The sequence below is a fragment of the uncultured Roseibium sp. genome (assembly GCF_947499295.1).
In the GTDB taxonomy this organism is placed as follows: Bacteria; Pseudomonadota; Alphaproteobacteria; order Rhizobiales; family Stappiaceae; genus Roseibium.
The window spans coordinates 58,474-81,739 of sequence record NZ_CANMNP010000015.1 but is presented as its reverse complement, the minus strand read 5'-3'; the positions used below and the strand labels follow the sequence as shown (position 1 = coordinate 81,739).

Here is a 23,266-nt window from a genome sequence, read left to right as displayed (position 1 = left end):
TATGAACATGTCCGACATTCGCGTTGGCGTGGACATCGGCGGTACGTTCACCGATGTCGCTCTCGACCATGCCGGGGGCATGGCCACCTGTAAGGTGTTGACCGACTACGCCGAACCCGAACGCGCGATTTTACAAGGTATCGAGACTGCCGCGCAAAAGGCAAACGTCGCGCTGTCAGACATCGGTCAGGTTATTCACGGGACCACACTGGTCACCAATGCGTTGATCGAACGCCGCGGTGCTAAGACAGCCTTTATAACCACCGAAGGGTTCCGCGATGTCATCGAGATGCGTTCAGAAAACCGTTTCGAGCAATACGACCTGAACCTTGAACTGCCCAAACCTCTTGTGCCCCGAAAACATCGTTTCACATTGAACGAACGGTTGGGACCTCAGGGAGAAGTCCTGCTGGCACTCGATCGCCTGGAAGCCAGAGCAATGGCGGAACGGATTGTTGCCGGTGGTTTTGAGGCCGTTGCCGTGGGTCTCATGCACGCTTACGCCAACAATTCTCACGAAACCATGATGGCTGAAGCCCTTGAAGAGCTTGCGCCGGATCTATCCATCTCGCTGTCGTCTGTCATTTCACCGCAGATGCGCGAATTGCCCCGTTTCAACACTGTCATTGCAAATGCTTACGTCCAGCCTCAGGTGTCCGCATATCTGAACCGGCTTGTCTCAAAGTTACGGGCCAGCAGCATAGAAGCTCCAGTGTTCATGCTGCATTCCGGCGGTGGTCTGATTTCCGTCGAGACCGCTTCGGAGCAACCCGTTCGGCTTTTGGAGTCTGGTCCTGCGGGCGGAGCAATCTTTGCCGCCGAGTTCGCGCGCGCTCATGGGATCGACAAAGTCATGTCGTTCGACATGGGCGGGACAACCGCAAAGATCTGTCTCATTGAAGACGGCTCCCCGAAAACGGCAAACACCTTCGAAGTGGCACGCACCTATCGTTTCAAGAAGGGCTCCGGCATGACCGTATCCACCCCCGTGGTGGAAATGGTCGAAATCGGTGCGGGAGGCGGCTCAATCGCTTCCATCGACACAATGGGACGCATTCAGGTGGGCCCACGTTCGGCTGCCTCCGAACCTGGTCCCGCCTGCTATCAGCGCGGTGGAGTTGAGCCAACGGTGACGGATTCAAACCTCGTCCTCGGCAGGTTGGATCCCGACAATTTCGCGGGCGGCGCAATTCCTCTGTCATTGGCCAATGCCCAAAATGCACTTTTTGACCGTATTGCCGGTTCACAGGGTATTTCGGTTGCCGAAGCAGCCTTCGGTGTAACGGAAATGGTCGATGAAAACATGGCCAACGCCGCACGTGTTCATACGGTTGAGAACGGGCGTGACATTGAGCATTTCACAATGATTGCCTTTGGTGGCGGCGCGCCTCTGCATGCCTGCCGGCTTTGCGAAAAACTCGGTATCAGAGCCTTGCTGGTTCCGCCCGGAGCCGGTGTCGGCTCCGCGATCGGGTTCTTGCGTGCGCCGTTCAGCTATGAGGCAACGCGCGGCCTGTTTCAAACATTGTCCGAGTTCGATGCCGAAGCTGTCAACACTGCACTGAGTGCCATGGAAGTTGAAGCCAGGGACTTTGTAGAGGCCGGAATTCAGGGCGGACAAACAACGACCAAACTGACAGCTTTCATGCGCTATTCGGGTCAGGGGTGGGAAATACCGGTTCCGTTGCCGCACAAGCCATTCGCCGCGGGCGATGAACCGGCAATCCTCGCCGCTTTTGAAGATGCCTACCGCACGCTTTTCGGCCGTACAATCGACGGTCTTGCCCCGGAAATTACCAACTGGTCACTGATTGTTGAATCCCTCTTGCCTGAACCTGATGCCGTTCATCGGCAAGAGGGTTCTGCTCAAGCGGACATTTCTCGGACACGGACGATATTTGACGCCGCGTTGCGCAAGGATGTCGAGGCCAAAGAAGTCAAACGGACCGCGATGAGTACGGGACACATAGTGGAAGGACCCGCAGTCATCATCGAAGCGGAGACTTCAACGATTGTGACCTCGGCCTATAGGGCTGTTGGTCAATCCGACGGTTGTCTCTTGTTGATCCGGAAGGATGTCAAATAATGACGAGCGCAATTGACTATCAGATCATGTGGAATCGCTTGATCGCAGTTGTCGAAGAACAGGCCACCACGCTCATCAGGACGGCTTTCTCAACCTCCGTTCGCGAGGCTGGTGACCTTTCGGCCGGGTTGTTCGATCGCCACGGACGAATGATGGCACAGGCGGTCACAGGTACGCCTGGACACGTTAACGCCATGGCGGAAAGCGTTACACATTTCGTTCGGGAAATCGGCATGCAAAACATCTTCGAAGGAGATGTCTTCATTACCAACGACCCATGGCTCGGGACAGGTCATCTTCATGACATCACGGTTGTGACACCGGTGTTTCGAAAGGGTCTTCACATCGGTTTTTTTGCCTGCACGGCGCATGTTGTCGACATTGGCGGGCGTGGCTTCGGCCCGGATGCCGGAGAAGTCTTTGAAGAGGGTCTTCTCATACCGATCACGAAGTTTGCCGAGCGCGGCACAGTCAATCCGCTTCTGATTTCGCTCATCAGAGCCAATGTACGCACGCCGGACCAAACGGTCGGGGACATGTATTCTCTGGCCGCATGCAATGAGGCTGGCGACAGACGCCTGCAGGCAATGCTTGACGAGTTCGCGATCGATGATCTTGACGGATTGTCCGAATTCCTGATGGAGGCAAGCCGAAAAGCGACCAGAGAGGCCATCGAAAAAGTGCCCGATGGCACCTATCAACACGCCATGACCGTCGACGGTTATGACAATCCGGTAGAGATGGTTGTGACGCTCAAGGTTGAGGGAGATCGACTTACCGCTGACTTCTCCGGAACAAGCGGTATGAGCGCCTTCGGTGTCAACGTTCCTGAAGTCTATACCAGAGCCTATGCCTGCTATGGGTTAAAGTGTGCGATCGCTCCTGCCGTACCCAACAATACCGGGTCTCTGGAGCCTTTTGAAATATCTGCTCCTGAAGGCTGCATTTTGGCAGCAAAACGCCCTGCGCCGGTTTCGGTAAGGCACGTTCTGGGACATCTCGTACCCGACGTCGTTTTGGGAGCCCTTCATCAGGCAATGCCCGGAGTGGTGCCATCCGAAGGTGCTTCGGCGCTTTGGAACATTCAGATTTCAGCGCGTTCTTCCAATCCGGAAAGTGGCTTGGAAAACGCCGAAATCCTGATGTTCAATTCTGGTGGAACAGGCGCCCGTCCCAAGGTGGATGGCCTGTCGGCGACAGCATTCCCGTCCGGTGTTTCGACAATGAGCGTCGAGGCAACAGAGCATGTCGGCCCAATTACGGTCTGGCGCAAGGATCTTCGAGAAGATTCAGGTGGCGCCGGCGCAACCCGTGGCGGCCTCGGTCAGGTTATCGAGATCGAAGCGCGCGAGGGTTATGACTTCTGGTTCAATGCCATGTTTGACCGCGTCAAAAATCCAGCGCGGGGACGCGACGGCGGCCAACCGGGCGCAGCCGGTCGCGTGGAGCTGACAGATGGCACCCAGCTGCAATCCAAAGGCAGACAGCAAGTCCGAAACGGGCAACGGCTGCGCCTCAGTTTGCCAGGTGGCGGCGGTTACGGCGATCCCTCAAAACGGGACAAAGCACAAATTGCGGCCGACGTTGAAGCGGAAATGATTTCCGCAGCGCAGGCCAAGCAAGACTACGGATATTCTGGAGAAAATTCATGAGCGAGAAGATCGCCCTCATCACTGGCGCGGCACAGGGCATCGGTTTTGCCTGCGCTGAGGCGTTGGTAGAAGACGGTTGCAAGGTGGTGCTGGCCGACATCCAGGAAAGCGTGCATGAAGCTGCCGCCAAACTTGGTGGCCACGGCCACCTCTGCGACATGGGAGACACATCCCAGATTGCTGCCATGTTCGACAAAATAGAAGCCGAGGTTGGACCGATTTCGGTGCTGGTCAACAACGCTGGAATAGCGCTTCCTGGAGATTTTCTGAAATACACTCTTGAGGACTTCAACAAGGTCATCGACGTCAACCTTGTCGGCGTGTTCTACGCAATGCAACGTGCTGCAAAGACGATGGTCGACAAAGGCCTTCGTGGCGCAATCGTGAACATGTCCTCTATCAACGCACAGGTCGCAATCCCCGCAATTCCGGCTTATTGCGCCTCCAAGGGCGGCGTCATGCAATTGACCAAGGCTGCCGCGCTTTCCCTCGCGCCGCATGGCATCAGGGTCAACGCTGTCGGTCCAGGATCGATCGATACTGAAATGATGGCCGGTGTAAACGCCAATCCTGAAGCGCTCGCAAAGGTCATGTCTCGAACGCCGATTGGCCGTGTCGGTACAGCTCGTGAAATTGGCGACACTGTCGCATTCCTTGCATCTGACAAAGCAAGCTACATCACCGGGGAGACAATCTATGTCGACGGTGGTCGCCTTGGCTTGAACTATACGGTCTGATCTCATGAGCCGTTACAAGCAAACCTACGCTGACTGGTCCACCAATCCGGAAAGTTTCTGGATGAATGCGGCACAGAACATCGACTGGATAAAGGCACCTGAAACGGCGTTTGACCCGGAAATGGGAGCCTACGGCCGCTGGTTTCCGGATGGTGTCTGCAACACCTGCTGGAACGCGGTCGACAGGCATGTTGCCGCCGGACACGGTGATCGGCTTGCTTTGGTCTATGACAGTCCCGTCACGCAAACCGTAAAGCGTTTTACTTTTCTTGAGCTTCAGGCAGAGATTGGAGCGCTGGCTGAAGTTCTTCGGGCAAACGGCGTCGAAAAAGGTGACAGGGTCATCATCTATATGCCGATGGTTCCGGAAGCCATCTTTTCGATGCTGGCGTGCGCGCGACTGGGTGCAATTCACTCTGTCGTTTTCGGCGGATTTGCAGCTGCCGAATTGGCAACGCGGATCGAAGACGCGAAGCCCAAGGTTATGATCTCGGCCTCTTGCGGCATAGAACCAAACCGGATCGTTGCCTACAAACCACTTCTTGACGCCGCCATTGCGATGTCCGAAGACAAGCCTGAAAAATGCATCATATTGCAGCGTGATGCGTTGGCCGCCGATATGATTGATGGGCGGGACCTCGATTATTCAACGGAAGTTCGCGCAACAATAGGCACGTTGCCGGAGTGTGTTCCGGTCCAGGCAACCGACCCTGCCTATATTCTCTATACATCCGGCACCACTGGACAACCCAAAGGCGTTGTTCGCGACACCGGCGGCCATATGGTCGCGATGAAATGGTCCATGGAACACCACTACGACGTAAATCCGGGCGAAGTGTTCTGGGCTGCATCGGATGTCGGTTGGGTCGTAGGTCACTCCTATATTTGTTACGCCCCTCTCCTCCATGGGTGTGCAACGGTTGTCTATGAAGGAAAACCGGTTGGAACACCTGACGCTGGAGCCTTCTGGAGGGTTATTGAGGATCACAAGGTCGTCGCTCTTTTTACCGCGCCGACGGCCTTTCGGGCGATACGCAAAGAAGACCCTTCCGGTGCGCTGATTGACCGATACGATCTCAGTCATTTCCGCACCCTGTTTCTTGCCGGTGAACGCTCAGATCCGGCAACAATCGAATGGGCACAGCAGAAATTGAGCCGTCCCGTAATCGACCATTGGTGGCAGACGGAAACTGGCTGGCCCATGTCCGGAAATCCAGTCGGCCTCGGCACCCTTCCCGTCAAACCCGGTTCACCCGGCGTCCCCATGCCCGGTTACAAAATTGAAGTTTTGGATGATGAGGGGCGCCAGTTACCAGCTGGAATGCTTGGCAACATTGTCTGCAAACTGCCGTTGCCCCCATCAGGAACACCAACTCTTTGGAATGCGGAAGAGCGTTTCCACAAAGCTTATCTGGAAGACTTTCCGGGCTACTACGCCACGTCGGATGCCGGAATTGTCGATGAAGACGGATACGTTTTCATCATGGCTCGCACAGACGACATCATCAATGTCGCCGGCCACCGCCTCTCGACGGGTGCAATGGAGGAAGTCATCGCCGCTCACAAAGACATCGCCGAGTGCGCTGTCGTTGGAGCAGCCGACACGCTCAAAGGGCAACTGCCTATCGGCTTCTTTGTCCAAAACGATGGTGCGGGCAGAGATCCCGGAGAGCTGGAGCGAGAGCTCGTCGCTCTTGTCAGGGAAAAGATCGGGGCGGTTGCGGCCTTCAAGACGGCAATGGAAGTCGAACGATTGCCGAAAACCCGATCGGGCAAAGTTTTGCGTGGAACCATGCAGAAGCTTGCCGACAATGAGGCATTCAAGATGCCGGCTGCGATCGATGATCCAGCTATCCTGGACGAAATTTCAGGTGTCCTCGCCAATCGCGGATACAGAAAGGCTTCTACATGATTGAACGGCTTCATACGGGCGTGCGCATGAGCAAGATCGTCAAGCACAACGGTGTTGCCTATCTGTGCGGACAAGTCGGTGCCGGCGAAACGGTTGCTGACCAGACACGTGATTGTCTGTCTCGAGTCGACGCCCTGCTCATCGAAGCAGGGTCGGATCGGCAGCACATCCTGCAAGCCATCGTCTGGCTCGCAGATATGGCCGACTTTTCGGAAATGAACGCGGTTTGGGACGAATGGGTGCCGGAAGGCCATGCACCAGCTCGAGCATGCGGAGAAGCACGTCTTGCCAGGGACGTATTGAAAGTCGAAATCATCGTGACCGCCGCCATCAAGGAGGAATCGTAAAATGGAAATGCCTGCAGTCGAACTCCGGCATGTGAACAAATACTACGGAAGTTTCCATGCCTTGAAAGATATCGACCTATCGGTCACGAAAGGCGAAAAAATTGTTGTTTGCGGCCCGTCCGGCTCTGGCAAATCGACAATGATCAGAACGATCAATCAGCTTGAAGAGCATCAATCGGGAGAGATCCTGATCCATGGCGACGAGATATACGCGGACGCACACAACATTGAATTGCTCCGCCGTGACGTCGGCATGGTTTTCCAGCATTTCAATCTGTTTCCTCACATGACCATTCTTGAAAACTGCACGCTAGCTCCGGTACTTGCGCGCAAAGAAAGTCAGGCTGAGGCAGAAGCACATGCCATGCAATATCTTGAAAAAGTGCGGATAGCGGATCAGGCTCAAAAGTACCCCGGTCAATTGTCCGGGGGGCAACAGCAGCGTGTTGCAATCGCAAGAGCCCTTTGCATGAAGCCGGACATTCTCTTGTTCGACGAACCCACTTCTGCGCTTGATCCCGAAATGATCGGCGAAGTTCTGGATGTCATGGAAACTCTTGCAAAAGAGGGCATGACCATGATCTGCGTGACACACGAAATGGGCTTTGCCAAGCGTGTCGCGGACCGCGTTATCTTCATGGATGCGGGACAGATTGTTGAAGAAGCCGATCCGATTTCATTCTTCGAAAATCCCACAAATCCGAGAACGAAACTGTTTCTGGAGCAAGTACTCACTCACTAGCTCTCTTGCGATCTTCCTCCCCAACCGGAAGCTGCTTATTGTAGCAGCCAACTGAAACCCGGCCTGTTGGCCGGGTTCTTTTTTGGAAGACAAGTTCGAAATTGCCAGCGAAACCTGGACAGAGAATACCCGGCGTCAATCCGCCGGGCGTTCTGCCGCGTTTTCTATTTTTTCAACGATGCTATGAAAGCGTCTACTTCGCCAAGAGAGAGGTATTCCACCTCGTCGGTGCCACTGTCGGTAAACTTCCAGATTACGGCAGGAGCAGACACGTCACCGTTTGCATCGAACCTGACGTCACCCGTTGCACCCTGGTATTTCACCGTTCCACCGCCTGCAAGCGTTTCCTTAGCCGCTGTAACGCCGGCAACGTCAGCCGTTATGGGTGCGCCATCGGGGTCCGTGACCTTTGCCACAGCTGCGGCAATATCAGCACCTGATGCATTGGCACCAGCTGCTTCCATGGCGAGAAGCGCGATCATCGCGGCATCAAAGCTGTTTGCAAGGCCAGGCCCATTAGGTTCGGAACCGAACTTTTCGACATAAGCAGCCTTGAAAGCATCTGCGCTGGCTACACGTGGCGATGCGGTATCGGTTCCAAGTGCGTTTTCAAGATATTGCAGCCCGACATTGTCCCTGAATTCATCCGATTTCAGTGAATTCGCCAGGATCATGTTTTGAGTTCCGCCGAGCGAAATCCATTCACGAACCGCTGAAGTACCTTCGTTCGGATAGAGAGCCAGATAAATAGCATCCGGAGAACCACCCAGGGCTTCGGTAACTTCAGCCCGATAAGAGGGTTGAGCGTCGTTGATCGCAACGGACCCGGTGACTTCGATGCCGGCAGCTGCAAAATCAGCGGCGATCAATCGTGCCATATCCTGTCCCCAGTCATCGTTCTTATAAAGAATGGCGACTGACTTGTAGCCTTTGTCGGAAGCAACCTTCGCCCCCATGGCGGACTGGACCGCGGTAGTTGCAAAGGTCCGAAACCAAAGGCCGTTTGTCTTGCCTTCTTCCGAGAGCTTGGTGAATGCAGTGGAGGAGGAGCAACAGGACATTTGCATAACGCCGCCAGGGGCTGTCACAGACGTCAGGATCGGCATGGAAACGCCGGAGGAAACGGCGCCAAGCAAAACATTCACGCCTTCAAGGTCGACAAGGGCCTTGGCAGCGTCCACGCCGACTTTCGGGTCGACCTGGGTGTCGCGCAACACCATCTCGATCTTGCAGCCGGCGGCTCCACCGGCTTCATTGACCTGGTCGACCGCAAATTGTGCCACTTCGGCAATGGGTCGTCCCCAATCAACCGAAGTCGGCAGCACCGCACCGACCTTGGTTGTGCAGTCCTGTGCATGAGCACTGACACTCAGACCCGACATGCCGGCCGCGAACGCCGCTAAGGTTAGTAGCTTTTTCATGTGAACCCCTCTGCTTGTGTCTTTTCCCGGTTCTGACCGGGTTGAGAAACGACCAGCCGCTCGGGGAAGAGACCTTGTGGTCTCCAGAGCAGCATGCCGACGATAACCAGGCCGATCAGCACAAACTGGATCGATCCGGTGTAAAGCTGTGCCTCGATGGGTGCGAAGCGCGACAACGCCCAGCCCGAAAATGTCCAAGCACCCCAAATTATGAACGCTCCGGCCAATGCCCCTTTGGTGTTTCCCGCACCACCCACGATCAGCATTGCCCAAATTTGGAAAGTCAGAATGGGAAGAACATCCTGCGGACTGACAAAAGCGTAAAAGGTGCCATAGAGCCCTCCTGCAAGCCCGATGATCACCGAACCGGTCACAAATGAAATCAGACGGATACGGTCCGGTGCCTTGCCGAGGGACCTCGCGGCAGTTTCATCTTCCCGAATTGCACGCAACATTCGTCCGAAGGGTGACACGGTCAATCGCTCTAAAAACACATAGACCAGAACAAGCGTGACAAGCACGCCCACCAGGAACACCACATTATAGGTAAATCCGTCGCCCAGCATCGCCCGCAAAGGGCGTTCGAAACCCCGTATGCCCTGCGCCCCACCGGTGATCGTGGTCGCATTTCGCATCACGTTTTCAAATGCAACCGCTACGCCGAAGGTCGCAATCGCCAGATAGTCGTGGCGCAGTCGCAAGGTCAACTTGCCGACAATCCAGGCAAGTATGCCAGCAGCAAGCATGCCACCAGCCAACGCAAGCGGATAGACAAGGCCGAATCCTCCGACATGCCCATCTTGCGGCGGACCACCAAGCATAAGCGTCGCGTATGCGCCTGCTCCGAAAGACGCGACGACCCCGCCGTTGAACAGGCCCGTGTTGCCCCACTGCAAATTCAAGCCCATGACCGCAATGCCCAAAATGGCGGCTACCGTTGTGAAAAAAACAAGATAGGAAACTACACCGATCACGCGCGCGCCTCCCCAAAAAGACCATTTGGACGGATCAGAAGTACAAGCAATATCATCAGGAACGGAACTGAGGGGCTGTACCCGGAGGGAAGTATAACGAGCGCCAGGTTTGACGCGACGCCGACGATGAACCCGCCAAGCACTGCGCCATAAACACTGCCAATTCCACCAACAATTGTCGCGGCGAAAATAGGCAACACCAGATCACGCCCCATCACGGGTGTGATTTGATAGCTGAGGCCATAGAATACACCCGCGATCGCACCAAGCGAACCACCGATGAGCCAAACCGCAACGATCATGCGTTTGAGGTTCACACCGTGCACCTGTGCAAGGTTCGGGTTTTCGGCAATAGCGCGCAAGGCGAAGCCGAACCTCGTTCTCGACAGAACCAGATAAAGCGCGAACATGATGAGCAGCGCCGCGATCAGGACAAAAACCTGATCTGGTTTCACCAACAACAATGGGTCGCGCGAAATCACCATCGCAAACGCGATGTCACGTGAATAGAGCTCGCTGGACAGTCCGAAGATCAACCCGATGACGTTTCGAATAACAAGCGACATGCCGAAGGACGCAAACACCATGGAGAGTTCGCCGCCCTTTTCTCGAACACGTCTGAAGACGAGACGGTCAATGACGACAGCACTCAATCCAGTCAATGCCATGGAAACAAGGATCGACAGGGCCAGCGCCGCTGTCATCGAAAGTGGGCCGATTTTGGCGGCCAAAAAAGGCGACAGGCTTTCGAAAAGTTTGTCGAAGACAAGCGCACAATAGGCACCGATCGACAGCAACTCTGCGTGCGAAAAGTTCGCGAAGCGCAAGATGTGCATAACCATGGTCAGGCCAATGGCGCCCAGGGAAAGAAATGAACCCACCAGGATGCCGTCGACAAGATGCTGAATCATGCCGCCCCTCTCCTTTCACCGCCAAGGTAGATCCGTCCAAGAGCCGGATCTTCAAGAAGATCTTGGGCAGGTCCATCTATCTGGTTGCGCCCTTCCGCCAGAACGTAACAATGATCGCCGCGTTTCAATGCCTGTTTCACATTCTGTTCGACAAGCAGCACCGAAACTCCTCGTTGGGTAAGTCCCTTTACGTGATCCAGCACTTCTTCTGAAGCCTTGGGAGACAATCCGGCGGAAGGCTCGTCCATAAGGATCAAACGCGGCTCAACGGCAAGCGCCATGGCAACCGCAAGGAATTGACGTTGACCGCCGGACAATGATCCCGCCTTTTCGCGCCTTTTGTCCTTGAGTACAGGAAAGCGGTCGAACAAAACTGTAACCCTGTCCAATGGGTCGCGATGCGCTGACAACGCAAGCTCAAGATTTTGTTGAATGGTCATTGTGCGAAAGACGTTGTCCGTCTGGGGCACATAGGCGATGCCGTTTCGTGTGAGCTGGTCCGGCGACAAGCCCGTAACGTCCCTGCCCTCGAAGCAAATTCGTCCGGTGTCCACATTCAGCAATCCGGCAACCGCTTTGATAAGGGTCGATTTCCCTGCACCATTTGGTCCAATGATCACTGTCAGCTTGCCCTCGTGAGCAAGAAGAGACACCTCTCTCAGTATCGGCAGATCCGGTACGTAACCTGCGGTCACAGCAGTGATATCCAGGAGAGCCTCAGGCATCGACCGGCGCTCCCAGATAAGCATCGAGAAGTACCGGATTGGTCTGCGCCTCGGAAGATGTACCTTTGAAGACGATCTTTCCTTCGGCCATGGCAACGACCGGATCACAGTGGCGCATGACAAAGTCCATGTCGTGCTCAATGATGAGAAAGGTCTTGCCGCCCCGGTTCAGCTCTTCGATTTTTTCAATCAGCGTTTCGGTCAGTACGGGATTGACACCTGCTGCAGGCTCATCCAGCAGGATCAATTTCGGGTCTCCCATCAGCACCCGCGCCAGCTCAAGCAGTTTCATCTGGCCACCAGAAATCTTCCCTGCCGGCTGATCAGCCAAGTGTCTGAGCGTCAGAAAGTCCAAGACTTCCAGCGCCTTTTTGCGAATGCGTTGCTCTTGCGTCTGGATACGTCCGCGGGCGAATACTGCCCCCCAGAGCGTCTCACCTGTCTGCCCTGTCGGTGCAAGCATGACGTTCTCCAGAACGCTCATACGTTTGAAAGGTCTGGGGATCTGGAAGGTTCGCCCAAGGCCGAGCGCAAAACGTTGATCGGGGTGCAGTCTGGTAACATCCTTCCCGAACAACTCGATCGAACCGGAAGTCGGGGTCAGTTCTCCTGCAACAACATTGAACAGTGTCGATTTTCCGGCACCGTTCGGACCAATCAATCCAGTGATGGATCCGGTCTCAATTTCGAGCGCAACGTTATCAACTGCCTTGAAGTCGCCGAAGGAACGACTGATCTCCGCTAGGCTTAAAATTGCTTCAGCCATTTGCGGCACCCATCACAGCGTCATTCGGTCGATGATTGAGATTGTATTTCATGATGCGACCGTGCCTTCCGTTTCGATCGCGCTCGAGGGCAAATACCGGGCCTTGCGGACCTGGCGCTTGTAGAAGAAACTCCGAAAGTCTCTTCAGATCCTCGTCATCCAATTTGAATCGAAACACTTCAAGCGTTTGCGGCAAATGCCGTGCATATCGGGCACCAACGATCGCTGCGGCGACCTGTGGCTGCTGCAGGACCCACCGCGTGGCCACCGAGCTGATGGTTGTGTCATGACGCTCACCAATGTCCTTCAACAAGCCAAGGAGCTTCTGAAACGTCGACCAGGATCCAAATTCATCGATAATCAGGCGATATTTGACCAGGGATCTGTTTTCAAATGAGAAGCCGGGATCTGGCTCTCCAAGCCATCGATCGGTCAGGAACCCGCCTGCCAGTGTTCCGTAACACAAGAGTTTAATATCGTGCGCGGCACACCAGGGAGACAGCTCAACTGAGGGCCGCCGGTCAAGCAGGGAATACTGGACCTGTGTCGATACAATATCGATACCAGCGTCAAGGTAAGGGCCGGTTTCTTCAACATCCCAATTGGTGACGCCGAGATGAGCAATCTTGCCCTTTTCCTGGCAATGCTTCAAAACCTCCATCGCCTGCACCGGCGACCCGAGGCTCCTGTCCCACCAATAGAATTGCACCAAATGCAGCCGTTCTATTTGCAGTCTCTGGAGTGACCTATCGACGATTGCTTCGATCTCATGGGGGGCAAGACTTGCCAGTCTTTCTAGATCCGGAACCAACTTCGTATGCACATGGACAAGATCGGCAACATCCGACCCTCGGCGTCGACGCACATCAGCGATGAAAGACCCAATCATTTCTTCCACGCCAGTATAGATATCTGCGCAGTCAAAACTTGTTATGCCGTTGTCGAGAAAAGCTTCCATGTCTGCGACAGCCGAGGCAGTCACGACAGGTCCATGATCTCCAGCCAGTTGCCATCCGCCCTTGATGACGCGCGAGATAGAGTAACCTGGACGAAGTTCTGCAGTTTCGACCGTCATTTGGCCTTGTCCTTTTGCCAATACGGCGTGCTGCGGCTATCCGGCAATCCCGTGGTTCCGGAATGGCTAAACCACCTTCTATTTGTCCGGCTGATCCGAAAACGGCCGCCACAATGTGGGTCGGGACAAGCCACCTCTGCGTCGGTGCTCATCCAATCGTTGGCATCGGTTTCACGTTGCTTGGCTGGCAGAAGCGGGAGGACGGCGGCAAGCGCGTACATGGAAACGTGTTGCCCTTCTGAAAATACGAGCGCCTCCCCCTCAACGCTGAAACTCTCGCCTTCAATGTGACGACAGACAGGTGTGCGACCGTCGAGAACTGTTTCGACTTTCAGGTCATAAAGCCAAAAGCCAGCCTCACCACCAGTCTTCAATTCGTTTTTGTCGGCGCCTTCGTCCGTCACCGCGCCCCTCACTTTTTTGTTTTGGCATCTTGCGTGTGATCTGTGATATTTTATACCATATCTCAAATCAAAGTTGTCAAGTTAAGAAACTCGTCAAGGGTCGAAGGAACAGGGATGAGCCAACCCAAAATCGCGCGGATCGATCAATCGAAACTGAGGGAAAGCGCTTATGAAGCCTTGCACGAAGCCTTCACGCGCGGCGCTTTTGCACCCGGGGAAACGGTGAGTCTGAGAACGCTTGCCGATCAACTGGGCACCTCCATGACGCCGGTTCGTGAAGCTGTCCGCCGCCTGGTTGCCGAAGGCGCACTCGTTGATACGCCAAGCCGGACCCTGGAGGTTCCCCCTTTTGACGCAGACAGAATGCGCGAACTCAAATCGGCACGCATGGCGCTAGAGGCTCTTTTGCTGGAAGAAGCAATGGACCGCCTGAACGACGACGCCATCGACGCGCTTGAACGCATTCTTGTTGCTCCAAGATCAGCAGATGACATGCCTGATCTAAAGCAAAACTATGACTTTCATTTCAGCCTCTACCGGCAATCCGGGTCAAGAGTGATCCTGCCGCTGGTCGAAGCACTGTGGCTGCAATACGGAGCCTTCCTGAACCTGGTGGTAAAGGAAAAGGCCGCCAACGAGATACCGGAACACATTCATCACGAAGAGATCATTGCCGCCCTGCGCAAAAATGACCGCAAGGCAGCACAGAAGGCCCTCGCCCTGGATATTGAACGAAGCTTCAAATTGCTGCTTCCGGAAAACTAAAGGAATTTCAATGACTGCTGCGCCGCTGCGCCATGCCATTTCGAATGAGCTGGAAATCAGCCGTCTTGTGACCGGGCTGTGGCAAGTCGCCGATATCGAAAAGAACGGTGACCTGCTGGATCCGGAAAAAGCTGCCGACCACCTTGAGACCTATTTCAATGCTGGGTTTTCGACATTTGACATGGCCGATCACTACGGCAGTGCGGAAATTATTTCGGGCCGCCTGCTCGCCCGCCACCAGAACGCTCGCAGACCGCAGATTTGCACAAAATGGTGTCCGGAACCCGGTCCTATGACCGCGGAAATCGTTCGCACAGGCGTTCAGGAACGGCTTGATCGGCTTGGAACGGATTGTGTAGATCTGTTGCAGTTTCACTGGTGGAGTTTCGAACACCCCGCATGGCTCGATGCGCTTCACGAAATGACCAGGTTAAAAGAAGAAGGCTTGATAAGGTCCCTCGGCGTTACGAATTTCGACGCAGCACATTTGCGACTTGCTCTGGCTGACGGCATCCCGCTCGCGACAAATCAGGTTTCCTTCTCGATGGTCGATCGCCGTGCGCTGGGCCAGCTTTCGGAACTTTGTGCTTCTTCAGACGTAAAGCTCCTGGCTTACGGCACCTTGTGCGGTGGTTTCCTGTCAGATCGCTGGCTAGGGAAGGAAGAACCTCGGGATCTGACGGATTGGTCGAAGATGAAATACAAACGGTTCATCGACGCCACCGGGGGCTGGGCCGGTTTCCAACGTATTCTTGATGCAGCTGCAGAAGTTGCAAGCAAACACCAAGTTTCATTAGCAAACGTCGCCACACGTTGGGTACTTGAGCAGCCCGCGGTCGCAGGCGTAATTGTTGGTGCCCGACTTGGCGAAAGTGAACACATTGCCGACAACGCCAAACTGTTTTCCTTCTCGCTGGACGTGGAAGACCAAAGGCGTCTCGATCAGGCATTCAGGACCACTCAGAACGTTCCCGGCGATTGTGGCGACGAATACCGACGCCCGCCTTTCTTAACGGCGTCAGGTGATCTGAGCCATCATTTGGCGGATATGCCCTTGGCACATGATGCAACTCCCGTTGACCACCGGCCCGGTGCAATCCGCGTTCTAACCGGGTCGGACTGGGAGGAAATTGCTGGCTATTGCCGCGCGCACAAGGTCGGAGATCGAATTCTGGTTTCTGGCACCACGGCTGTTGCAGGCTTGTCTCGTGCAGTTGCACCTAGCGATGCGGCAGCTCAAGCAACCTATATTCTCGACAAGATCCTTGCTGCTCTTTCAGCCTTGGGGGCGTCTGCAAAAGACGTTGTCCGCACCCGTATCTACATCGTCGACGAGGACGATGTCCTCGACATATCAAAAGCACACGGCCGTGTGTTTTCCGATATCAAACCTGCCAATACGCTCGTCGTTGTTGCCGGTCTTATTGGAGATCACAGGGTCGAAATTGAAGCCGAAGCCGTGCTCGTCGATTCAAAGTCGGTGTCTGACTGATTGCCCCGCGAGCCGACCGAGGACAACAGCGCTCAACAATCCGTTTCCAGAAAGGTAGCCACTGTCAGACTGGCCGGAAACACCACAGGCCGCGCCACCACAGGCATGAAGGTTGGGAAACACTGTTCCATCGGTCCGGTATACACGTGCGTCGTCATCCGTTCGCAGGCCTCCCTGTGTATGAAACAAAGCACCTGTGACCCGTACTCCGCAAAATGGAGCGGAAAGTTTTTGTGATGCGAATTCACGATCGAATTCGTCCTTCCCACTTGCAGGAAGTGCTGCCATCGTTTGCAAAAACGGCTCAACGGGCAAACCAAGATCTTGTGCCAGTCCTTCCAGCGTTTCGCTTACCTTGATCGCTCCAACAGCCTCTGCCTGCTTGAAATCTTCAAACTGCCTGGCAATTGAAGCAATACGACCGTCAAATATCGTGAAGGCAATTCCTTCCGGCTGCGCCAGTACCGCACGAGCAGCTTCAGAGTAGCCTTGCGCCTCATTCCAGAACCGCGAACCACCGCGATTGACCTGGATCCCGCCCTGGGTAATCACAGCCCACGTGATCAAAATGCCATGCGGGTGGGCAACATTGCCGTGCCCCTGATAAGCTCCCAGGTGGTTTAGCTCAGCGCCGATTGCCTGCCCCCAAAGGAGCGCTTCCCCACGGTTTCCGTCATGGCCGAACCAGAGTCCGCTCTCAATATCTGGCAGAAACCGTTGAACCAGGTCCCGATTTCCGCCGAAACCATTGCACGCAAGGATCAGCTTTTCGCAGCCGATTGTTTCTGTCCCGCCATCGGGACGTGTGACCGCAATGCCTTGAATCTTTCCGTTTTCATAGAAAAGACGCGTTGCCCGGCGCTCGCAGATAATATCGATTTCGCTGTCTTCGCAGGTTGACCTCAAAGCGTCGATCAATTCTGCTCCGGATCGTGTCGGCAACCCGTGCATGCGGCGACGGCTGTGTCCGGGATAATCAAAGTTGGTTATGACTGAAAACGGTAAATGATATTTTTCACTCAGCCAGTCGATAGCGGGCCCTGCGTTTTGTGTGAGCAGCTCAACCAATTGCTGCTCATTCTGATGTTTCGCCTTGGTTTGAATGTCGGACGCAAAAAGCCCTGCATCATCGTCTATCCCTTCGGACGCTTGTGCCTTGGTACCAGCGGCTGGAACGAGACCTGCGGAAAGCGCCGTTGAACCGCTGGGTACAACGTCGGCTTCGACAACCAAAACCGATTGTCCGGTTTCATGTGCTGCGAGAGCAGCGATCAATCCACCTGCACCAGCACCGACAATCAAGGTCTCGCAGGTAAGGTCGAGGACGTCAGGCGCTGCGGTGACATCAACTGTCATTTCGGTCATAGGCCACACCCTTTGCAAGCATGTCAGCCGTGCCGATCACGTCATTCAACCCGTTGAAATCGAACATCCTGTCCGCAAAGGGCCGGTTGCTGCCGTTTTGTCGAAGACTTTCATAGTACTCAACTGCCGTCCGGCCAATCGCGCGTACGATACCCCCCGGAAAAATCACGATCGAATAGCCTTTCGCTTCCAGATCGTCAGCTCCGGTGATCGGCGTTGCTCCGCCTTCTACCATGTTGGCAAGCAAGGGAACGCGACCAGCAAAAATCCGTGCGATTTCCGTCAGCTGTTCCTGTGATTGCGGAGCCTCGATGAAGAGCACATCCGCACCGGACTCAAGGTACTCTTCAGCGCGATCGATCGCCGCCTGGAAACCCTCAACTGCAATTGCATCGGTACGCGCAATTATGAGCGTCTCTTGAGAGCTGCGGGCATCCGCCATCGCCCTCACCTTACCCGCCATCTCATCCGCCGGTATCAGGGATTTGTCTGCCAAGTGGCCACACCGTTTCGGGTATGTCTGGTCCTCTACCTGCAGCGCGGACGCCCCGGCACGCTCATAAAGGCGCATGGTGCGTTGCGCATTCAACGCATTCCCAAACCCGGTGTCCGCATCGATGATCACCGGCAATTCCGTCCGGTCGGCGATCAACGCCATGGTGTCAGCCATTTCAGTGACTGCCGTCAGACCGATGTCCGGTCGACCGAGACGGGTATAGGAAACAGCAGCACCGCTCAAATAAAGCGCTTCAAAGCCTGCGGCGGCCGCCAGGGAAGCCGTGAGACCGTCATAGACGCCGGGAGCGACGAGGATATTGCTTTGCTGCAGTCGGGTTTTGAGGCTCATGACAATGCCTCCAACCAAGCCAACGCATCTTTGCAGCTCATCTGACTCGTGACAGTTTCAAGCGACAAGAGCGTTGCCTGGTGTACGTCATCCTTGAATGCCGCACTTCCATCGGTCAGAAGAACCGTGTCGATATTGCGCAAATGCGCATCTCGCAAAGTCGAAGCAACGCCTCCGTTGGTAACAATACCGCCGACAATAAGGTTATCGATACCGACAGCTCGCATGATGTACTCAAGCCTGGTTTGATAAAATGCCGAGTAAGCCACCTTCTCCACGACGAAATCCGCTGGGAAGAGCTCGTCTACTAAGGTGTTGCCAAAACTGCCCGGCGCAAAATCTGCTTTGCCGAGGAAAGGACGCAGTTTCTTCAAGTGAGGCGCGATGAGCGGTTCGCCGTGCGCATCAGGCACAAGAGTGAACTGCGCCGAGATATAGTGCCCTCCACGCGCGCGCAATGCTTTGACCAGTGGGGCAATACGCGCCGGAAGCGCGGCGATGGCGTCCGCTCGTTGACCGGCACGACCATAAGCGCCTTCCGGATGAAGAAAGTCGTTCTGCAGATCAATCGTCAGGATTGCCGTTCTGACCGGATCCCAGTTTGTCGGCTCATTCACGATTGGGACTCCGTAGGTTCGATAATGGTGTTTCCAAATGCATCGACGCGGGCCTGAAGGTTTGGCTCAACCAAAACTGTTGTGTCGGGCTGCTCCAAAATGGCTGGTCCATGGACCACGGCACCAACGGGAAGCGCAAGTCGGTCGTAAATCTGCGTATCATGCCACGCGTCGTCAAAGTGAACTTGCCGGCTGCTTTTGGGAGAAACGGTCCCTTCAGCTGGCGGAGCAAGCGTTTTCAGGTCGAACTTGGGGCGCTTGCCTGTGATTGAGCTGCGCAGGTTGAGAATCCGGCGAATACCGTTCTTCAACAATCTTCCGAAAGTGGCTGCATAAGCGCGATCGAAAGCTGACTCAATTTCAAGCCGCGTTGGCGGCGTGATTACCCCGTTTTTGACTTGAACGTCCAGCGGCACAGAGACCGTGTGTGTTTGGCCGACATAAGCCATATCCAGCTCAAAGTTGAATTCTCGGGCCTCGAATTTGGTGCGTGCTGCTTCAAGCATTGCCAGTCCGCGATCGGAATGCGCCTGCATGAACTGGCCGAGCGCATCCTTGTCCAGCGCTGAAACCAGGGAGTTAATTGTCTGAACAAAGTCCTGGCGCATATCCGCAATGACGCACCCCATGGCCGACGTCACCCCCGGATACCGGGGCACAATGGCTTTGGCGATCCCGACATCGGCGAGCATTGCTCCTGCATGCAACGCCCCGCCACCGCCAAATGGCATAAATGCGAAGTGTTTCGGATCAAAACCCCGTTCGATGCTCACCAACCGGATGGCGCCCGCCATGCGCGAATTGGCGACGCGAAGAATGGCTTCGGCAGCCGCGAGTGGGTCAAGGCCAAGCGGCTTTCCGACATGTTTGTCGATGGCCTTTTCCGCCGCGTCTACATCAAGCCTGGCAAGCTTGCCGCCAATTGGATTTTGAGGGTCGATCCGCCCAAGAACGACGTTAGCATCCGTTACCGTTGGCCGCGTGTTTCCCAAGCCATAGGCGACCGGTCCAGGGTCAGAGCCTGCGCTTTCCGGCCCGATATTGAGCAACCCTCCCTTATCGACCCAGGCAATCGACCCCCCACCTGCGCCGATGGTCGTAATTTCGATCATCGGAGTGCGGACCACCATCCCGAAATCAATGGCGGTTTGCGGTGACAGCATTGATTGGCCTTGTGAGATCAGGGACACATCGAAACTGGTTCCGCCCATATCTCCCGTGATCACATTGTCAAACCCGGCTGAAGACGCAATGTAGCCAGCCGCGATCACTCCTGCAGCAGGACCCGACAGAGCGGTGCGCACCGGCAGACGGCAAGCTGTATCCACCGCCATGACCCCGCCATTGGATTGCACAATCATGAATTCGCCGTCGAAACCACCGGACTTGAGCGCACTCTCCAGGCGATCCAGATACCCGGAAACTTCGGGCTGAAGATAGGCATTCAAGGCAGTCGTTGAAAACCGCTCGAACTCGCGGATCTCGGGTAGAATTTCCGAAGATGCCGAGACATGCGGGTTCGGCCAGATTTCGCGAACGGCGTTGACTGCGGCGGTTTCATTTTGCGGATTTGCATATGCATTGGCAAACAGGATGGCAACCGCTTCACACCCCTGTTCCTTCAGTTGCTTCGCAGCGGCTCTGACCGCATCAAGATCAACCGATGTGCGAATTGAACCGTCGGCCAGCGTCCTTTCCGGCACTTCCAATCGGTTGCGCCGATCCACAACAGGTTCGAAATCTCCACGCAAACCCCAGGTACGGGGTCGGTCTCGGCGACGCATTTCCAGAACATCCCGGAGACCTTCGGTACATATGACCCCAGTCGTTGCGCCCTTGCGCTCGAGCAAGGCATTTGTCCCTGCCGTTGTACCGTGAACCACGACAGATATCCCGGCAAGGTCTGTAACCTGACGGGCGATACCGTCAAGAAAACCACCAGACTGATCCGGACGCGTTGTCGGCACCTTGGCGACAGATGCACTGCCATCCGTTTCGTTCAAGACGAAAACGTCTGTAAAGGTCCCGCCAACATCGACGCCTATCATGCGTGCACTCATAGGGAGATCTCCCGCCAGGCAACTCCGTAGACGCGGTCGGCTGCTTCTGCATTTACAAGGCCACGGGCAACATCGCGGGCGACATTTTCCGCAGCGCGCTCCGAGGCATTTCCGTAACCCCCACCGCCCGGGGTTTCCAGGCGAACGCCCTGGCCCTGGCGCAATTTGATGCCACGCATCTTGGATGCCAAAGGCGGTGTGTCCCAAACCTTATCCTGCTCGAAGGAAAACCTATTCAATGCTGCGTCTTGGCCATCGGCTATTCCTTTGGGTGCAAAACGTCCCCTTTCGCCAAACAGGAAAGCCTCTGCGCCGTTTTCTTCCAGGACTTCGATCTCATAGACAGCCCCCATACCACCTCTGTGTTTGCCAGCCCCGGAGCTGTCCGGTCGCAGTGCCCACTTTCGAAACATCACCGGGTAAGCGGCTTCAAGGATTTCCATCGGTGGGATGGTCGCGGTCGAAATTGGTGCATTGCCATGATTGAGACCATCACCCTCCGGCGACCCGCCATGTCCCCCTCCGTAAAAGCTGAACATGACCCAAGGCTGTCCATTGCTTCTCTTTCCGGCGATCGACAGGGCATTGATAGTGCCATAGGCATTAGCGACAACACGGTCCGGCGCAGCCTTTGCAAAGGCCGAGAAAATGACATCAATCATTCTCAGAATTGTTTCGGTATATCCACCCGTCGGGCTGGGGAACTCGGCTGAAAGCAGCGACCCTTCTGGAACGATCACGTCGATGGGCCGCATCACCCCTGCGTTTGCCGGCAGTTCTGGAAAAATATGCTTGATCGCGACATAGGCAGTCGCAACAGTGGTTGGCAACGCAATGTTCACCGGTCCCGCGCACTTGTCCGCTGAACCAGTGAAATCGAGCGTCATTCTGTCGTCGCTGATCTGAAGCGCAACACGAATAGCCAGCGGCTCATCCGTAATGCCATCATTGTCGAGATAGTCTTCAGCTTCCCAGCACCCGTTTGGTAACTCCTTCAATTCAGACCGCATGAGCGCTTCTGCGCGATGACCCAGGGCATCAAGCGCCGAACCAACTGTCTCGGCACCATATTCTTCCATCAGTTCATCCATGCGTTTAATGCCGAGATCAAGCGCACTGAGCTGGCCGTTCAAATCGCCCATTGCGGATTGAGGTAGGCGGGTATTGCGAAGAAGGATGTCTATGATGTCCTGGTTGACGACACCAGCACGAGCAAACCGAACCGGAGGAAGCACGAAGGCTTCTTGAAATACCTCGGTGGCCGCAGGGTTGTAGTTGCCTGGCACGGCACCTCCGACGTCATGCCAGTGGCCGACCGAAGCTAGATAACAAAACAACTCACCGTCCCGGAAATACGGCCGGACGAGACGCATATCAGACAGATGTGTTCCACCGATATGCGCATCATTGAAGATGAAAATGTCCCCGTCCTGCAAGTCCCCCTCATCGGCCGCTTTTTCGATGACCGCCTTGACTGCGAAGGACATCACACCAACAAAAATCGGCAAACCCGACTTTCCTTGAACCAATGTGTCGCCAGTGACGGAATGGTAGAGGCCATGACTTGCATCATGTGCCTCGGCAATAATCGGGTTGAAAGCCGCTCTGAACAGCGTTGCGTCCATTTCGTCAGCAATCTGTTCCATGCGCCCAGCCAGAACCGACAAGGTGATGGGGTCAATCTCACTCATAAACCTGCCTTCACTTCAGCAATGTCATTCCAAACGTCCTGGCGGTAGATTTTGCCATCCACCAGCTCGAACCGATCAATAAAACGAATGCTTTCAAACGACGTTCCGCCGAGCCATTCCCCAGAGAGCGTCCCGTGGCAATAGACCAGGACTTCAGGTCCGGAACTCTGCATTACATCGAAGCCCAGATAAGTTTTTTTGACAAAACGGTAGCGTTGCTTTGCCCACTCTATCAGCGCTTCAAGGTCAAACATCGGCTGAGCACCAGGGAAATACATGGCAAATTGTTCTGCCAGAAACGCCCTGGCGGTTTCAATTTCACGGGCTTCCATTGCTTGAAGGAACGCTCTCACTATCTCCCCCGCATCACCAAGTGCAGGCGCACCCTTTCGATGTTTGCCGCCACGTGAATAGTTCGCAGGGGTCAATTCGTGGATCATAACGGTGATGGCATCGGGATTGGCTGGAACAACGAGCCGAACAGCGTCGGTCAATGCCTCGTGCAACCGACGCTTTTCGTCAGGACCGTAACCTTCCAGGACATGCAGCTCGACAATTGGCATACTGCCTCCGCAACTAATTTGTACTATCTATAATACAGATTTTTTTCTCTTGTTAATACAGAAAATTTCTCTCCGAACGTACAGAAGCTTGATCTTTTTAAAACCAGCTGTCAC

The 23,266-nt window shown here is 55.1% G+C and carries 21 protein-coding genes; 8 read left to right on the top strand and 13 right to left on the bottom strand.

What is annotated here, in order from left to right; genetic code table 11:
• Position 1: 1 nt before the first annotated feature.
• The 6 genes from Q0835_RS21130 to Q0835_RS21105 are packed head-to-tail and all read left to right on the top strand — an operon-like array spanning position 2 to position 7,476.
• Positions 2-2,086 (top strand): hydantoinase/oxoprolinase family protein, encoded by a 2,085-nt coding sequence (locus Q0835_RS21130; protein ID WP_298964079.1) that lies wholly within the window; start codon positions 2-4, stop codon positions 2,084-2,086.
• The gene (locus tag Q0835_RS21125) at positions 2,086-3,738 is read left to right on the top strand and encodes a hydantoinase B/oxoprolinase family protein (protein WP_298964078.1); all 1,653 of its coding nucleotides are present in this window, start codon (positions 2,086-2,088) and stop codon (positions 3,736-3,738) included. The genes Q0835_RS21130 and Q0835_RS21125 overlap by 1 nt, the downstream gene beginning before the upstream one ends.
• The gene (locus Q0835_RS21120) at positions 3,735-4,475 is read left to right on the top strand and encodes an SDR family oxidoreductase (RefSeq protein ID WP_298964077.1); all 741 of its coding nucleotides are present in this window, start codon (positions 3,735-3,737) and stop codon (positions 4,473-4,475) included. The genes Q0835_RS21125 and Q0835_RS21120 overlap by 4 nt, the downstream gene beginning before the upstream one ends.
• 4 nt (positions 4,476-4,479) lie before the next feature.
• Positions 4,480-6,387, top strand: coding sequence for a propionyl-CoA synthetase (locus Q0835_RS21115; protein WP_298964076.1), 1,908 nt, complete (start codon positions 4,480-4,482; stop codon positions 6,385-6,387).
• Positions 6,384-6,734: a RidA family protein gene (locus Q0835_RS21110; protein ID WP_298964075.1), complete on the top strand. Its 351-nt coding sequence runs from the start codon at positions 6,384-6,386 to the stop codon at positions 6,732-6,734. The genes Q0835_RS21115 and Q0835_RS21110 overlap by 4 nt, the downstream gene beginning before the upstream one ends.
• Before the next feature lies 1 nt (position 6,735).
• On the top strand, positions 6,736-7,476 hold the full coding sequence (locus Q0835_RS21105; protein WP_298964074.1) for an amino acid ABC transporter ATP-binding protein: 741 nt from the start codon (positions 6,736-6,738) through the stop codon (positions 7,474-7,476).
• Between the two features lie 164 nt (positions 7,477-7,640).
• Here the strand turns inward: Q0835_RS21105 and Q0835_RS21100 are convergent, their stop codons facing one another.
• The 7 genes from Q0835_RS21100 to Q0835_RS21070 are packed head-to-tail and all read right to left on the bottom strand — an operon-like array spanning position 7,641 to position 13,752.
• Complete coding sequence (locus Q0835_RS21100; RefSeq protein WP_298964073.1) at positions 7,641-8,897, bottom strand: ABC transporter substrate-binding protein; 1,257 nt, start codon at positions 8,895-8,897, stop codon at positions 7,641-7,643.
• The gene (locus tag Q0835_RS21095) at positions 8,894-9,871 is read right to left on the bottom strand and encodes a branched-chain amino acid ABC transporter permease (protein WP_298964072.1); all 978 of its coding nucleotides are present in this window, start codon (positions 9,869-9,871) and stop codon (positions 8,894-8,896) included. Before Q0835_RS21095 ends, Q0835_RS21100 begins: the two co-directional genes overlap by 4 nt.
• Positions 9,868-10,782, bottom strand: a complete 915-nt coding sequence (locus Q0835_RS21090) for a branched-chain amino acid ABC transporter permease (RefSeq protein WP_298964071.1) — start codon at positions 10,780-10,782, stop codon at positions 9,868-9,870. Before Q0835_RS21090 ends, Q0835_RS21095 begins: the two co-directional genes overlap by 4 nt.
• Complete coding sequence (locus Q0835_RS21085) at positions 10,779-11,507, bottom strand: ABC transporter ATP-binding protein (protein ID WP_298964070.1); 729 nt, start codon at positions 11,505-11,507, stop codon at positions 10,779-10,781. The genes Q0835_RS21090 and Q0835_RS21085 overlap by 4 nt, the downstream gene beginning before the upstream one ends.
• Positions 11,500-12,273: an ABC transporter ATP-binding protein gene (locus Q0835_RS21080; protein WP_298816464.1), complete on the bottom strand. Its 774-nt coding sequence runs from the start codon at positions 12,271-12,273 to the stop codon at positions 11,500-11,502. Before Q0835_RS21080 ends, Q0835_RS21085 begins: the two co-directional genes overlap by 8 nt.
• Positions 12,266-13,348 carry an aldo/keto reductase gene (locus Q0835_RS21075; RefSeq protein ID WP_298964069.1) on the bottom strand — a complete coding sequence of 361 codons (1,083 nt, stop codon included), beginning with the start codon at positions 13,346-13,348 and terminating at the stop codon, positions 12,266-12,268. The genes Q0835_RS21080 and Q0835_RS21075 overlap by 8 nt, the downstream gene beginning before the upstream one ends.
• The gene (locus Q0835_RS21070; protein ID WP_298964068.1) at positions 13,345-13,752 is read right to left on the bottom strand and encodes a TIGR04076 family protein; all 408 of its coding nucleotides are present in this window, start codon (positions 13,750-13,752) and stop codon (positions 13,345-13,347) included. Before Q0835_RS21070 ends, Q0835_RS21075 begins: the two co-directional genes overlap by 4 nt.
• Positions 13,753-13,866: 114 nt before the next feature.
• On the opposite strand from Q0835_RS21070, the gene Q0835_RS21065 reads away from it, so the two are divergent.
• Together Q0835_RS21065 and Q0835_RS21060 are read left to right on the top strand one after the other, a co-directional pair.
• On the top strand, positions 13,867-14,517 hold the full coding sequence (locus Q0835_RS21065) for a GntR family transcriptional regulator (RefSeq protein WP_298964067.1): 651 nt from the start codon (positions 13,867-13,869) through the stop codon (positions 14,515-14,517).
• Positions 14,518-14,527: 10 nt separating this feature from the next.
• Complete coding sequence (locus tag Q0835_RS21060; RefSeq protein WP_298964066.1) at positions 14,528-16,009, top strand: aldo/keto reductase; 1,482 nt, start codon at positions 14,528-14,530, stop codon at positions 16,007-16,009.
• Here the strand turns inward: Q0835_RS21060 and Q0835_RS21055 are convergent.
• Genes Q0835_RS21055 through Q0835_RS21030 form a run of 6 tightly spaced genes read right to left on the bottom strand, consistent with a single transcriptional unit; the run spans position 15,989 to position 23,152 of the window.
• Positions 15,989-17,365 (bottom strand): FAD-dependent oxidoreductase, encoded by a 1,377-nt coding sequence (locus tag Q0835_RS21055; RefSeq protein WP_298964179.1) that lies wholly within the window; start codon positions 17,363-17,365, stop codon positions 15,989-15,991. The genes Q0835_RS21060 and Q0835_RS21055 overlap by 21 nt on opposite strands.
• Positions 17,355-18,221 carry an isocitrate lyase/phosphoenolpyruvate mutase family protein gene (locus Q0835_RS21050; RefSeq protein WP_298816454.1) on the bottom strand — a complete coding sequence of 289 codons (867 nt, stop codon included), beginning with the start codon at positions 18,219-18,221 and terminating at the stop codon, positions 17,355-17,357. The genes Q0835_RS21055 and Q0835_RS21050 overlap by 11 nt, the downstream gene beginning before the upstream one ends.
• Positions 18,218-18,838: an isochorismatase family cysteine hydrolase gene (locus Q0835_RS21045; RefSeq protein ID WP_298964065.1), complete on the bottom strand. Its 621-nt coding sequence runs from the start codon at positions 18,836-18,838 to the stop codon at positions 18,218-18,220. Before Q0835_RS21045 ends, Q0835_RS21050 begins: the two co-directional genes overlap by 4 nt.
• Positions 18,835-20,898 carry a hydantoinase/oxoprolinase family protein gene (locus Q0835_RS21040; protein WP_298964064.1) on the bottom strand — a complete coding sequence of 688 codons (2,064 nt, stop codon included), beginning with the start codon at positions 20,896-20,898 and terminating at the stop codon, positions 18,835-18,837. The genes Q0835_RS21045 and Q0835_RS21040 overlap by 4 nt, the downstream gene beginning before the upstream one ends.
• Positions 20,895-22,589, bottom strand: coding sequence for a hydantoinase B/oxoprolinase family protein (locus Q0835_RS21035; RefSeq protein ID WP_298964063.1), 1,695 nt, complete (start codon positions 22,587-22,589; stop codon positions 20,895-20,897). The genes Q0835_RS21040 and Q0835_RS21035 overlap by 4 nt, the downstream gene beginning before the upstream one ends.
• The gene (locus tag Q0835_RS21030; RefSeq protein ID WP_298964062.1) at positions 22,586-23,152 is read right to left on the bottom strand and encodes a tautomerase family protein; all 567 of its coding nucleotides are present in this window, start codon (positions 23,150-23,152) and stop codon (positions 22,586-22,588) included. Before Q0835_RS21030 ends, Q0835_RS21035 begins: the two co-directional genes overlap by 4 nt.
• Positions 23,153-23,266: the final 114 nt, after the last annotated feature.

Coding starts and splice junctions, on each gene's coding strand:
- Q0835_RS21130 (WP_298964079.1), top strand. CDS start 2: ATGAACATGTCCGACATTCGCGTTGGCGTGGACATCGGCGGTACGTTC.
- Q0835_RS21125 (WP_298964078.1), top strand. CDS start 2,086: ATGACGAGCGCAATTGACTATCAGATCATGTGGAATCGCTTGATCGCA.
- Q0835_RS21120 (WP_298964077.1), top strand. CDS start 3,735: ATGAGCGAGAAGATCGCCCTCATCACTGGCGCGGCACAGGGCATCGGT.
- Q0835_RS21115 (WP_298964076.1), top strand. CDS start 4,480: ATGAGCCGTTACAAGCAAACCTACGCTGACTGGTCCACCAATCCGGAA.
- Q0835_RS21110 (WP_298964075.1), top strand. CDS start 6,384: ATGATTGAACGGCTTCATACGGGCGTGCGCATGAGCAAGATCGTCAAG.
- Q0835_RS21105 (WP_298964074.1), top strand. CDS start 6,736: ATGGAAATGCCTGCAGTCGAACTCCGGCATGTGAACAAATACTACGGA.
- Q0835_RS21100 (WP_298964073.1), bottom strand. CDS start 8,897: ATGAAAAAGCTACTAACCTTAGCGGCGTTCGCGGCCGGCATGTCGGGT.
- Q0835_RS21090 (WP_298964071.1), bottom strand. CDS start 10,782: ATGATTCAGCATCTTGTCGACGGCATCCTGGTGGGTTCATTTCTTTCC.
- Q0835_RS21085 (WP_298964070.1), bottom strand. CDS start 11,507: ATGCCTGAGGCTCTCCTGGATATCACTGCTGTGACCGCAGGTTACGTA.
- Q0835_RS21080 (WP_298816464.1), bottom strand. CDS start 12,273: ATGGCTGAAGCAATTTTAAGCCTAGCGGAGATCAGTCGTTCCTTCGGC.
- Q0835_RS21075 (WP_298964069.1), bottom strand. CDS start 13,348: ATGACGGTCGAAACTGCAGAACTTCGTCCAGGTTACTCTATCTCGCGC.
- Q0835_RS21065 (WP_298964067.1), top strand. CDS start 13,867: ATGAGCCAACCCAAAATCGCGCGGATCGATCAATCGAAACTGAGGGAA.
- Q0835_RS21060 (WP_298964066.1), top strand. CDS start 14,528: ATGACTGCTGCGCCGCTGCGCCATGCCATTTCGAATGAGCTGGAAATC.
- Q0835_RS21055 (WP_298964179.1), bottom strand. CDS start 17,365: ATGACAGTTGATGTCACCGCAGCGCCTGACGTCCTCGACCTTACCTGC.
- Q0835_RS21050 (WP_298816454.1), bottom strand. CDS start 18,221: ATGAGCCTCAAAACCCGACTGCAGCAAAGCAATATCCTCGTCGCTCCC.
- Q0835_RS21040 (WP_298964064.1), bottom strand. CDS start 20,898: ATGAGTGCACGCATGATAGGCGTCGATGTTGGCGGGACCTTTACAGAC.
- Q0835_RS21035 (WP_298964063.1), bottom strand. CDS start 22,589: ATGAGTGAGATTGACCCCATCACCTTGTCGGTTCTGGCTGGGCGCATG.
- Q0835_RS21030 (WP_298964062.1), bottom strand. CDS start 23,152: ATGCCAATTGTCGAGCTGCATGTCCTGGAAGGTTACGGTCCTGACGAA.